The 13,544-nt window shown below is 34.8% G+C and carries 11 protein-coding genes and 1 pseudogene; all 12 read left to right on the plus strand.

All coding sequences use genetic code 11. The features are described 5' to 3' along the window. Positions 1-4: 4 nt before the first annotated feature. The 12 genes and pseudogenes from AN161_RS10390 (at position 5) to AN161_RS10440 (ending at position 13,544) form a co-directional block, all read left to right on the plus strand. Entirely contained in the window at positions 5-1,222 is a 1,218-nt protein-coding gene (locus tag AN161_RS10390) for an O-antigen ligase family protein (protein WP_053594279.1), read from the plus strand. Between the two features lie 26 nt (positions 1,223-1,248). After that, positions 1,249-2,358, plus strand: a complete 1,110-nt coding sequence (locus AN161_RS10395) for a hypothetical protein (RefSeq protein ID WP_075807229.1) — start codon at positions 1,249-1,251, stop codon at positions 2,356-2,358. A gap of 157 nt (positions 2,359-2,515) precedes the next feature. Beyond that, positions 2,516-3,223: a CpsD/CapB family tyrosine-protein kinase gene (locus AN161_RS10400; RefSeq protein WP_053594281.1), complete on the plus strand. Its 708-nt coding sequence runs from the start codon at positions 2,516-2,518 to the stop codon at positions 3,221-3,223. Between the two features lie 21 nt (positions 3,224-3,244). Then, positions 3,245-4,006, plus strand: a complete 762-nt coding sequence (locus AN161_RS10405; RefSeq protein ID WP_343069287.1) for a CpsB/CapC family capsule biosynthesis tyrosine phosphatase — start codon at positions 3,245-3,247, stop codon at positions 4,004-4,006. 372 nt (positions 4,007-4,378) lie between these two features. Further along, complete coding sequence (locus AN161_RS10410) at positions 4,379-5,917, plus strand: oligosaccharide flippase family protein (protein WP_075807217.1); 1,539 nt, start codon at positions 4,379-4,381, stop codon at positions 5,915-5,917. A 138-nt stretch (positions 5,918-6,055) separates the two neighbouring features. Further along, positions 6,056-6,204, plus strand: a pseudogene (locus tag AN161_RS30570) (metallophosphoesterase); the annotation flags it as partial. Between the two features lie 179 nt (positions 6,205-6,383). Continuing rightward, positions 6,384-7,445: an acyltransferase family protein gene (locus tag AN161_RS10415; RefSeq protein WP_053594283.1), complete on the plus strand. Its 1,062-nt coding sequence runs from the start codon at positions 6,384-6,386 to the stop codon at positions 7,443-7,445. A 177-nt stretch (positions 7,446-7,622) separates the two neighbouring features. Continuing rightward, positions 7,623-8,420: a TIGR00282 family metallophosphoesterase gene (locus AN161_RS10420; protein WP_053594561.1), complete on the plus strand. Its 798-nt coding sequence runs from the start codon at positions 7,623-7,625 to the stop codon at positions 8,418-8,420. 826 nt (positions 8,421-9,246) lie between these two features. Then, the gene (locus AN161_RS10425) at positions 9,247-9,513 is read left to right on the plus strand and encodes a stage V sporulation protein S (RefSeq protein WP_053594284.1); all 267 of its coding nucleotides are present in this window, start codon (positions 9,247-9,249) and stop codon (positions 9,511-9,513) included. A 268-nt stretch (positions 9,514-9,781) separates the two neighbouring features. Beyond that, complete coding sequence (locus AN161_RS10430) at positions 9,782-11,521, plus strand: 2-oxoacid:acceptor oxidoreductase subunit alpha (protein WP_053594285.1); 1,740 nt, start codon at positions 9,782-9,784, stop codon at positions 11,519-11,521. Then, positions 11,521-12,387: a 2-oxoacid:ferredoxin oxidoreductase subunit beta gene (locus tag AN161_RS10435; protein ID WP_053594286.1), complete on the plus strand. Its 867-nt coding sequence runs from the start codon at positions 11,521-11,523 to the stop codon at positions 12,385-12,387. Before AN161_RS10430 ends, AN161_RS10435 begins: the two co-directional genes overlap by 1 nt. Positions 12,388-12,836: 449 nt before the next feature. Beyond that, entirely contained in the window at positions 12,837-13,544 is a 708-nt protein-coding gene (locus AN161_RS10440; protein WP_053594287.1) for a lantibiotic protection ABC transporter ATP-binding protein, read from the plus strand.

Raw genomic sequence — 13,544 nt, forward strand, 5'->3', positions numbered from 1 at the left:
GTTGATGGACCAAAATAAAAAAGAACATAATATCATGTTGGATTATACTTCTTGTATTATATTATTTTTCACTATGATTTTAGCTCCTTATAGCTTTATAGGGTTTTTATCTATGAGTAGCTTTATTTTAATTATGTTTTCATTTCTTGTTGTATTTTTTACTAAAAAATTTATTTTTAATAAATATATTGTTTTTTTATTTACAGGACATGTTTTACTCTCTCTATTCGTCATTTATTTCACGCCCTTCAATATAGGCATGTACAGCATGTATAAAAGTATTATAGCGTCAACCGTTATTTTATTTTGCACTATGCAATTAATAAGATTTATAACGGAAAGGACACTAGTAATAGTAAGTTATTATTTTGTAGCCATTACTGGTATTTTTCTACTATATCAAGTGGTTTGGATTAGTGCAGGTAAAATTCCTTTTGATGGTCAGCTGTTTTCGAATTTAGCTAGTGGATATGAGTGGGCAACATCGGTTACATATAGAAGACCAAATGTCCTTTTTTCTGAACCCTCATACTTTGCTATATTTTTATTACCGATATTAGGTTTATATTTAAATAATGGAAAAATTATTGCCTCATTAATTTGCTTAATTTGCTTATTTGTTTCAACTTCATCTTTAGGTATTTTAGGAGGCGTTTTAATCTTTACTTTCTATATTATTAAAAATAAAAAATATAAATTAGCTTTCCAGATCTCGACGTTTACTATTTTAGGAGGCATTCTATTAGCATTTCTTTTAGATTGGCAGTGGATTTTCACGGATAATATGAGGAAAATATCGAATATTAATGACGAAAGTGGCATGAGATTAGTTGGTTATATAGATTATTTTTTTGAATTACCTTTTCCTAATCAATTAATAGGGGTTGGCTTTCATCAATTAGCAAATTATTTTAGAGGGTATGATTTGTATAATTATAGCAATTCATTCGTACTACTTCTTATTAATCACGGAATTATTGGGTTATTACTATTCATTGTAGCAATGGTTTTCTTATTTTTTAAATCGAATGGCAAAGGTCAGCTACTGATTTTTTTATTTTTAATAATAGCTGCTGTAGACGGTATAATTTATGGCGGTAATTTTTTCTATGTTTTAACATTTATAATGTTGAATTTCCATAAAAAAGAAGGCAGTATGCAGAGGAAAATAAGCACATACAACAAACAAATTTCTTATCAGAAGAACATGTTTGAGGCTTAACATTATAAAAAGAGACGAGGATGCAAATGGTAATTCTTATTAGAAGTAACGAGGCAAATCCAGATCCGAGATTACAAAAATATATAAATTATTTAGAAAGTAGTCATCAAAATTATAAAGTTTTAGCATGGAATCGAGGAAAAGAAAACATTAAGAAGGCTAATTTTACATATTTTAATTTGCAAACAGGATATGGGTTAGCTTACAAAAATATTCCGTATAAAATAGCCTGGTTTATTTTTATTTTTATTTATTTAATTCGAAATAGAAAATCGTATTCTTTAATACATGCATGTGATTTCGATACAATGCTCCCAGCATATTATTCAACAATTTTTACTAGAAAAAAAATAGTTTTTGATGTTTTTGACTGGTTCTCCAATCCTCAACCTAAAGGATTTATAAAGTGTACGATAAATAGAATTGAAAATATTCTATTTAAGAAAACTGACTTCGCTATAATTTGTGAGAAATACCGTATTAACCAAGTAAACCCTAAATACAGAAGAGAATTCTTTGTATTACCAAATATTCCATCTATTCAATTAAAAGATGATCAAGACATTTATAAGAAGGTAAATAGTCAACGATTAAATTACAAATATATTTTAAGTTATGTGGGTGTATTTGATCAATTTCGAGGTTTAGAGGATATATTAAAATTTGTATCTCAAAATGAAGATTTTTGTTTGAACATTGCGGGATATGGCTATTTGGAAAATTTGGTGTTTGAAATTTCTGAAAAATATGACAATGTAATTTACTGGGGGAAAGTAGATTATAATACTGGCTTAAATATGATGAAAAATTCCGATATGATTATCGCTTTTTATTACTGTCAGGATGATGACCATTTTTATGCAGCACCTAATAAATACTATGAGGGTCTGTTTTTAGGGAAAGCTATTTTAACGAATAATGATACATTGTTAGCTCAAAACACGATAAAGCATGATACAGGCTTTGTTATTCAAGAAGGACTTCCATCAATCAGTACATTCTTTCTAAATCAATTTAATATTGATGATGTTCAACAGAAAAATAAGAATACAAAAGCAATTTGGCAGACTGCCTTTGAAAACTATACTGAAAAATTTATGACTGAAATATACCAAAAAATATTGGACGAAAAATAAGAAATGATCAACACTAGTCATGGTTTTTTTATTGTTAGATATTTTTTTGATAATGAGTACTGTTTAGAAAAACTATCTCATATATAAAATGGAGATAGATCCTTTCTGAAATTCTAAAAATCGAATTTATTATACTAATGTGGAGGAGGAACTATTTATGTTTCGTACTAAGAAAAAGAGAAAGCTGCTAACTTTGGCACGTAAATTAGTTACTGTTTATGATTCTAAATCAATTTTATCTGAACAATTCAGAACAATTCGAACAAATATTACTTTTTCTTTATGCGAACAAGATGAAAAAACAATGCTTATTACATCATCTATACCGGGTGAAGGTAAATCAACAAATGCTGCAAATATTGGTATTGTTTTTGCTCAGGAAGGAAAAAAAGTATTGTTGGTCGATGCCGATATGCGTAAGCCAACAATACACCATACTTTTCACTTAACGAATACGGTAGGATTATCTAGTTTATTAATTCGACAGAAAATCCTTGAAACTATCATTCAAACCACTTCTGTAGAAGGGCTTTCTGTTATTACGAGTGGCCCAATCCCACCCAACCCAGCAGAATTATTAGCATCTAAAGCTATGAATGAATTTTTTGAAACAGTCAAAAAAGAATTCGATATCGTCATTTTTGATGCGCCTCCGCTGTTATCTGTTACGGATGCACAAATTCTAGCAAATAAATGTGATGGTACTTTACTTATAGTAAATACAGGTGTTGTAGAAAAATTAAATGTGATAAAGGCGAAATCAATACTCATAAATGCTCAAGCAAAAATTCTAGGTGTCGTTTTAAATAATTATGTATTTCCTCGTAATCATCATTCTAATCAATATTACAATTCAATAGAATAGGGGGATTTGAAGGTGATTGATATGCATAGTCATATTTTATTTGGTGTAGATGATGGGCCAAAGGATTTTGATGAAGCAATCAAATTGTTAGAGCAAGCTACTAGAGAAGGCATTACAACTATAATCGCAACATCACATATCAAACATCCTCTATATAGTGTGGATTATGAGGTTGTTAAGGAGCAGGTTGAATGTTTACAGGAAACAGTAGAGGAACGAAAACTACCTTTAAACCTTTATACTGGCCATGAGGTAAGATTGACAGAAAATATGTTGGAGCTTTATGAGATGAAACAAATCCACACATTAGCGAACTCAAAGTATTTATTAGTTGAACTGCCTAATAATATGATCCCCTTTTATACAAAGAAGCTTATTGTATCACTAGTGGGGGCAGGTATTACACCGATTATTGCACATCCTGAACGAAATCGAGCAATTATTGAAAATCCAAAGCGACTAGAGATCTTAGTGCGTGAAGGGGCGCTTTCTCAAATAACTGCAGGGAGCTTGACAGGACAATTCGGTAGAAAAATTCAACATTTTTCAATGGAATTAGTGCGCTCCAATCTTGTTCACACATATGGGTCAGATGTACATAATTTAAGCACGCGACCTTTTCTATTTAATCAAGGGCTAAAAATTTTAGAGAAACATAAAGAATTTGAAGCTGTTGATTATTTACTAGGAAATAATGAAAAGATAGTAAGAAATGAGCGAATAATACCTTATGAACCAGAGGATATTATTCCAAAGAAATGGAGGCGTATATTTAAAAATTAAGTTCTATTTTAACTTCTTTATAGCAAATTTTTTTCGTAGCGAAAGTGAAACGTCAGAACGTCTATTATGCCGAGGCATAATGGATGTCTTATTTTCTTAAATAAATGTGGGTTATCATTGACGAAAAGCCCTCATCAATAAACTCCCTGCTTATACATGTCTTCATGTGATCAAGTTGTTTTTCTAATAGACTTTTAATAATAAGCTTTAGCAGAAGCTAAGGTTGTTTTAAGCATGGACAAATTTAAAAATCAAATGACGAAATAGGTGAGTATTGATATTTCTAAGTTACTAATGAATAAATAATAGATTAAATTAATATAATAAGTGATTGAATATCATAGAGTGAGCGCAAAAGGAGGGACTGGGAAAATGAACGAAATAAGAACGGCTGCGATTTTTTCCTATGTAACTATCTTTTGTACTTTTGTTGTTTCTATAGTGTATACACCATTTATGATTCGCATACTAGGGCAAGAAGAGTATGGTTTATACTCATTAATGATGGTACTTATTGGCTATTTCTCGATTTTAGATTTAGGATTCGGTAATGCGATTGTTCGTTATATATCGAGAAATCGTGCTCTTGGTGACAAGAACAGTGAAGCGGAATTAAATGGATTTTTCCTGAAATTATTTATCTTAATTGGTCTGATTGCAATTGGAATTGGAGTAATTTTATATTCACAAGTCGACAATATTTTTGGAGGCAGCTTATCCGATCATCAATTGGGGAAAGTAAAAATGATGATTATTTTTATGACCATTAGTTTAGCAGTGCAATTTCCATTAAGCGTATTTTCTTCAATCCTACAAGCGTATGAACGATTTATTTTTATTAAACTAGTATCTTTAATACAGGTGATCATTCAACCAATTACGATGCTGATTTTCCTTTTACAAGGTGCTGATTCTGTTACGTTGATTGGTATTGTTGCGGTTTATAATACGTTATTTATCCTAGTAGATGCATTAATTTGTATGAAAATTCTTGATGTAAAATTTACTTTTACAAATAGTAATCAGAACTTGCTAAAAGAGATTTGTCTCTATGCATTTTTTATTTTTGTCACTGTAATTGTAGATAAAATTTATTGGCAAACGGATCAACTACTTTTAGGTATTTTAAAAGGCACTGTAGATGTGGCTATTTATGCGATTGCCATCCAGATTGTTATGATTTTTATGTCATTGGCACTAGCTATTAGCAATCTCTATTTGCCTAGAATATCTATACTCGTTACGCAAGAAGATGGTCTAATGCATATTAATCATCTATTTAAAAAAGTAGGATCGATTCAGTTTTTAATAGTTGGATATGTTATGGGGGGGTTCATACTTTTTGGAAAAGATTTTATTGCGCTATGGGTCGGAAAAGAGTTTCTACAAGTTTATTATATTGTATTGATCATTATGATCCCTTTCACAGTGGACCTTATTCAGAATTTAGGATTGAGTGTCTTAAAAGCGAAAAATTTATTTCGATTTAGAACAATTCTATTAATCTGTATTGCTTTGTTAAATCTGATGTTATCAATTCCCGCTATTAAATATTTTGGTTTACTAGGAACAGCAAGTATAACAGCATTATCATTGTTAGTGGGTAATGGTGTCATTATGAATGTGTATTATCACAAAAAATTAAAATTAGATATCAAAGGTTTTTGGCTGAATATATCAAAATTAATGATCGCTCTCTTTTCCTCAACAATTACCATGAAGTTACTATTATTTATATTTAATCCGAATATTACATGGGTTTCTCTCATTAGTTATATAATTTTATATGGCATACTTCTATTTCTAACTCTCTTTGTGTTTGGAATAAATGCTCAACAAAGAAAAACGCTAATCCATGTTGCAAAAAGTAAAATTCCGAACTTATTAACAAGAAAAGTGGAACGGGAATAAGCAAAATGCATAATTTATTCTCTTAAACTATAGCTCCAATGATTTACTTTAACTTCTTTCAGCACATGTCTTTTGCAGCGAAAGCGAAGCAACAACAACAACAACACACGACTGAGTGACCAACACCATGTTTTTGCTGTCTTTTTGCCACCTCATGAACATCCTTTTGCAAGAGCAGAGGAATTAGTCGAAGAGGCGCGTAAAACGTCACCGTTAGTTCGTTTATTTCCACGATAATGGCCACAAGTGAGAAAATTGCACTCGGCTGGCATTTAGATGCGAAGGCAGTTGAGACCCCACAGGAGCGAAAGATGAGCGACGAGAAGGCTCAGGTCACTCCTGCTGTGGAATGTGCAGTCAAGTACATATTTTGGTGAAGAGCCAAATTTCCCATCGTTTTTAAGTAGAGAATAGAAGCACTTTATATAAAGACACATTGATTGCTTAGAAATGGTGGGTGGGAAAATTGAAGCCAGTTGTAAAAGAAATATATTTATTAAGATTTGTAGCTTGTCTGGGGATTGTGTTCATGCATGCAATCACGTTAGCATTGGACATGTATGAAATTGAAGGAAGTCAACTTTTCATTGGACTGACAGCTGTTCAACTAGCATTAATGTTTGGAACACCCATCTTTATTTTTATATCAGAGTTTGTTATCGCTTATTCCTACCCGGAGCAAATGCCAAAGGGGTTTTATAAAAAACGTTTTCACTATATTTTTATCCCTTTTCTAATAATAGGTATTCTTGACGCAGCTTTTCATAATAATACTGAATTTGAAAAGAAAATCATTTTAAATATTTTTGAAGGTGACTTTCATGGTTACTTTATCGTCATTATCTTTCAGTTCTATTTTTTACACCCATGGTTTGTGAAAAATATTGCATCGAAATTTTCAGCTAGTAAAGTAATAATAACCGCGTTTTTCATTAATTTTGGATATTTAGCTTTTTTTAATTTTTTAAATCCAGAGAAGTATCTTTATTTTATTCCTCATGTGAAACTGGAATGGGGATTTTTAAATAAAATGCCGTTTCCTGCATGGATCGCTTATTTTGTAGTTGCTTATTATTGCGGCAAAAACTATGAGACGTTCCTAGCCTTATTGCAGCGCTTCCGAAGACAATTATTCATTTCCTTTTTTATGACGCTGATCATTTTACTCGCTTTCCATTTTTCTGGCTTAATAAGTGAAATGTATTCAAAGAGAGTGGATGTTATCTTCTATACACTAAGTATTGCATGTTGCCTGTTTTTTATTGCGAGTAAAATGCGTAAAATGCCTCAATTTGTTCTATTGATTAGTCGTTATTCCTTTGGTATTTACTTATTACACCCATTTTTCAATCTACTAGTGAGTGATATTTTAAAGAACCATACGGAAAACGTGAACATTTTTTTTGCCATTATGATGTCATTTATTGTAAGTGTTACTTGTTCTATTCTTCTTACGTATCTATTGAACAAGTGGAGATTTGGTGCTTATATAGTAGGAAGGGTAAGTGGTGGTACAAGAAACAGCTAAAACATTGTATCGATTATAGAATTTCATCGGAAACTGTTGTTTAAAAGTAGTAAGAGCATCCTTTGCACAAATCATTAATAGCAGTTTTCAATTGGGAATTTGGATTATATTTTGCAGTTCACCGTGGAAAAGTGCTAAACTAAAGGGTGCTAATTAATGAAAGAGTGGTTTTGGAAAATGAAAGTTTTATTTATAGGAGATATTGTAGGTTCAATTGGTCGAGATGCGGTGGAAAAATATTTACCCCGCTTAAAGAGAAAGTACAATCCAGACGTTGTTATTGCAAATGGAGAAAACGCAGCAGCGGGACGTGGGATTACGCGTAATATTTATAATGACCTATTGCAAATGGGTGTAGATGTTATTACGATGGGTAACCACACTTGGGATAATAAAGATATTTTTGATTTTATAGATGATGCAGATTATTTAATACGCCCTGCAAATTTTTCAAGTGAGGCACCAGGTAAAGGCATGATGCAAATTTCAAAAAAAGGCGTTACATTATCTGTTATTAATTTGCATGGTCGAGTGTTTTTACCTCCTCATGAGGACCCATTTGCGATGGCAGAGAAATTGATCGAAGAAGCACATAAAACGTCACCACTTGTATTCGTGGATTTTCATGCGGAAGCGACAAGTGAAAAGATTGCCCTTGGATGGCATTTAGATGGAAAGGCCTCGGCAGTCGTTGGTACACATACACATGTGCAAACAGCTGATGCACGTATTTATCCAAATGGAACAGCCTATATTACGGACGTTGGTATGACAGGTCCATACGATGAAATTTTAGGGATGACGAAGGAAAGTGTCATTTATAAATTCCAAACAAATATGCCATCTCGTTTTGAAGTACCTAAAAAGGGACGTGATGTGTTAAGTGGTTTCTTTGTAGAGATTGATGATAAAACAGGAAAAGCTCTACATTGTGAGCGAGTTTATATAAACGAAGATTATCCGTTCCAAGCATAAGAAGAGAAACTATTGTGTATTAATAAATGCACAATAGTTTTTTTGTTTAAAAAATTGTTGTGTCAATAAAAATAAACTATCGTATTAAATAAAATATGACTCTTCGGCAAAACGAGGGGTTGATTTCCGCTCCGACTGGGCGCTTTCCTGGGGGCGTCCGATGAGCCGCTTCACTCGCGTTGCTCGCTCCAGGGTCTCATCTGTGACGCTAATCCCCAAGGAGTCGCCCAGTCTCCGCTACAATCAACCTCTTCACTTAGCATGTATTTTCTGGCATGTTAATCTAATTTATAGGGATAAAATCAAGCTTCAACAAGATGTCGTTATTTGTGCGAAAGCGAAGCGGCAGCAAAGACATATATACAATTACCTTAACTGTTATAAGTTTCTATTCTGAATAGAGTAACCATCAAGGTTCACTTTTGAATTCTTAAATTTTATAAAAGTTCTACACTATTGTTGATTGCAGTGGAAGGCTACTCGACTCCCGTGGGATAGCGAGACAGGCGAGACCCTGCACGGAACGAATGTTTTCCGTGCGAAAGCGAAGCGTCAGCAACAAAGCGAGTAGCCTGGAACGGAAATCATCCCCTCGTTCTGCAAAGGAGCCCAAGTTATTTAAAATGGCACCTTTATTTCATTGACAAAGTAATTTTCTAACGGGAATTTTCAGTCTTTTTCGATTGTTTCAATATATAAGAAATGAAAATAGTCTATTTTCTTCTTGCCGAGCATAAAATGACCTACGGACAATAACTTGAGGTCCAAAAAGGGGGACATGAGTTGTTGAGCGTAAACACTATTCGCGAAACGGGGAGGAATAATTGTGGATTCATTAAAAGTATCATCACGCTCTAATCCAAATTCAGTTGCAGGTGCATTAGTCGCGGTAATCAGAGAAAAAGGGCAAGCAGAAATGCAAGCAGTTGGGGCAGGTGCACTTAACCAAGCCGTGAAAGCAGTGGCCATTGCACGCGGATTTGTAGCGCCAAGTGGCACAGATTTAATTTGCGCACCGGCGTTTGCCGATATTTTAATTGCTGGTGAGGAACGTACAGCCTTAAAGCTTCTTGTAGAAAAGCGTACTCGATAAAAAAGTTATGAAGTAAAATGCCTTGCACATAATAAGCTGCAAGGCATTTTTTCGTTTTGTATAGTAGTAGCCGATTCCGGACGCAATTATGCCGAGGCATAATTGATTATTTAGCTGATTTGAAAATTACAACTTTTTGAACAGGATTTTCAGTCAAAGGTCTGATTTTCGTTTAAAACGTGGAATAACAATAGTGCAGACCGTTTCTTCGTGTTAAACTTATGAAGGAAAAATAAATAGTACACATTGGATTTAAGGAGTTGTTGACATGTTACATCAGCTTTCATGGAAAGTCGGTGGGCAACAGGGTGAAGGGATTGAAAGTACAGGGGAAATTTTCTCAATGGCAATGAATCGTTTAGGTTACTTCCTATACGGTTATCGTCATTTCTCTTCTCGAATTAAAGGTGGCCATACGAATAATAAAATTACAGTTCGTCCAACAGAAGTGCGTTCAATTGCGGATGATTTAGATATTTTAGTAGCGTTCGACCAGGAAACAATCGACGTCAATTATAAAGAGCTAACAGAAACAGGCGTTATTTTAGCTGATTCAAAATTTGATCCAGTGAAGCCAGAAGATTCAAAAGCGCCATTATTTGCGGTACCTTTTACAGAGGTAGCGGCAGAGCTTGGCACTTCGTTGATGAAAAATATGGTGGCAATCGGAGCAACAGCTTCATTGCTGAATTTAGAGGACGCAGTGTTCCAAAATGTTGTAGATGATATTTTTGGCAAAAAAGGCGAAGAAGTTGTTCAGAAAAATATGGAGGCCATCGCACGCGGTCATGAATTAATGAATGAGCTTTTAGGCAATCGTGTAGGTGAATGGGCTTTAGCACCAGCAGATGGTAAACGTCGTATGTTCATGATCGGGAACGATGCAGTTGCACTTGGAGCACTTGCAGCTGGGACACGCTTTATGGCAGCCTACCCAATTACACCAGCTTCTGAGATTATGGAATACCTAATTAAAAAATTACCGAAATTCGGTGGTACGGTTATTCAAACAGAAGACGAAATTGCTGCAGCGACAATGGCAATTGGGGCAAACTTTGGTGGTGTTCGTTCCTTTACAGCTTCTGCTGGTCCTGGTCTTTCATTAATGATGGAAGCACTAGGTCTTTCAGGTATGACGGAGCAGCCACTAGTTGTTATTGATACTCAACGTGGTGGTCCATCAACAGGTTTACCGACAAAGCAAGAGCAATCAGATCTAATGGCAATGTTATATGGTACGCATGGTGAAATTCCGAAAGTTGTGATTGCACCTTCTACAATGGAGGAAGCATTCTTTGACACAATCCAAGCGTTTAATATTGCAGAGGAACTACAATTACCAGTTATTTTAATGACTGACTTGCAATTATCTCTAGGTAAACAATCTGTTGAACCATTTGATTACAATAAAATTGAAATTCGTCGCGGTAAAATTGTCACTGACGACATTGAAGAAGTGACTGATAAAGCATACTTCAAACGCTATGAAAATACAGAAGACGGCATTTCACCGCGTGTATTACCTGGTACGTTAAACGGTATTCACCATGTAACAGGGGTTGAACACGATGAAACAGGTAAACCATCTGAAGCAACTGGTAACCGTCAAGTACAAATGGATAAACGTTTCCGTAAGCTAGCTGCATTGAAATTTGATACTCCAGTGTACTCAAATGCGCCACACGAAGAAGCAGATATTTTATTGGTGGGCTTTAACTCAACTCGTGGAGCTATTGAAGAAGTACAAGAGCGATTAAATGCTCAAGGTATGAAGGTGAACCATGCACACATGCGTTTAATTCACCCATTCCCATCTGCTGAGGTGGCACCACTTGTAGCAAAAGCGAAAAAAGTAATCGTTGTAGAAAATAACTACACAGGTCAATTAGCAAATATTATGAAGATGAATATTGGTGGTCACGATAAAATCGAGACTATTACAAAATATAATGGTACACCATTCTTGCCAGGTGAATTAGAAAATCGTGTGAAGGAGTTGACTCGCTAATGGCAACATTTAAGGATTTTCGTAATACAGTGAAACCAAACTGGTGCCCAGGCTGTGGTGACTTCTCTGTACAAGCAGCGATTCAGCGCGCCGCGGCTAACGTTGGTATTGAACCAAACGAACTAGCTGTTATCTCAGGGATTGGCTGTTCAGGTCGTATTTCAGGTTACATTAATTCATACGGTTTCCACGGTATTCATGGTCGTGCATTACCGATTGCACAAGGCTTAAAAATGGCTAACCGTGATTTAAACGTTATTGCTTCTGGCGGTGACGGGGATGGCTTTGCGATTGGTATGGGTCATACAATTCATTCTATCCGTCGAAATATTGACATCACGTACGTTGTTATGGATAACCAAATTTATGGTTTAACAAAAGGGCAAACATCTCCACGCTCTGCTGCAGGATTTATTACAAAATCTACGCCAGGTGGTGCGATTGAACCATCATTAAAACCATTAGAAGTCGCTTTAACAAGCGGAGCTACATTTGTAGCACAAGGTTTCTCAACAGATATTAAAGAGTTAACCGCTATAATTGAAGCGGGCATTAATCATAAAGGCTTCTCATTCATCAACGTATTCTCACCTTGTGTTACTTATAACAAAGTGAACACGTACGATTGGTTTAAAGAAAACTTAACGAAGCTTGCTGATATCGAAGGCTATGATAATTCTGACCGTAGTATGGCAATGCGTACAGTGATGGAGCATGAAGGTTTAGTAACAGGTATTATTTATCAAGATACTGAAACAACTTCATATCAAGAAAAAGTACCAGGCTATTCAGAGCTACCATTAACGGATATTGATATTAAAATGAGTGAAAATGATTTTAATGATTTAGTGAAAGAATTTATGTAAATTCAATTTTATATAACATTAAAAAAGCATTTGGGATTCCTCCAAATGCTTTTCGTGTTTTTGAAAGACTGTTATGTCAATGAAATTAAGATATTAAAAAATTATTATTTTGTCGCTACGTTAGCACTACGCTTTCGCACATTTGAAACATTGATAAAGTTTTGTTTTATCCTTATAAATGAGTAGATATATGCTCTGTGAAGTGGTTGATTGGAGTGGAGACTGAGCGACTCCTCGGGGATCAGCGTCACAGATGAGACCCTGCAGCGCAGCGAAGCGGCTCATCGGACGCCCCCAGGAAAGCGCTCAGTCGGAATGGAAATCAACCCCCTCGTTTTGCCAACCAATTTGATTTTTATAGGGTTGTTCTTCAAAAAATTCTCGAAATCCTTATAAAATCCTTATAATCATTTTCTACACTATAATCATCGAAAGGAAGATGATTATAGATGGAAGATATTATTTTACAAACTGAAAATCTTAGTAAAAGCTTTAAGGGGCAAAAAATTGTAGAGGACTTGTCGTTGACGATACCTCGCAATACTGTTTACGGTTTACTCGGTCCTAACGGTGCTGGGAAATCAACAGCGTTAAAATTGATAACAGGGATGCTGCGTCCGAATGCAGGAAAGATACTTTTTAATGGACGTGAATGGAATCGTAATGATTTAAATGACCTTGGTGTATTAATTGAAACACCACCGCTTTATGAAAATTTAACGGCAAGAGAAAATCTCAAGGTTCGAACGATTGCCCTCGGATTGCCACAGTCACGTATTGATGAAGTATTAAGAATCGTAGACTTGACCAATACAGGAAAAAAACGAGCAGGACAATTTTCCTTAGGGATGAAACAGCGTCTAGGAATTGCTATTGCGCTATTAAACTATCCAAAGCTTTTAATTCTTGATGAGCCGACAAATGGTCTCGATCCAATCGGCATTCAAGAACTTCGAAAGCTGATCCGATCTTTTCCAGAGCAAGGCATTACAGTCATTTTATCTAGCCATATCCTGTCAGAGGTAGAGCAGGTCGTTGATGAAATTGGCATCATTGCAGGAGGAAAATTAGGCTATCAGGGAGTTGCCCCACAAGGTCAGGAATTAGAATCATTATTTATGCAAGTAGTGTCTGCTAATAGAAAGGTAGGCATGTAA

The sequence above is a fragment of the Lysinibacillus sp. FJAT-14222 genome (assembly GCF_001278875.1).
Classification (GTDB): Bacteria; Bacillota; Bacilli; order Bacillales_A; family Planococcaceae; genus Lysinibacillus; species Lysinibacillus agricola.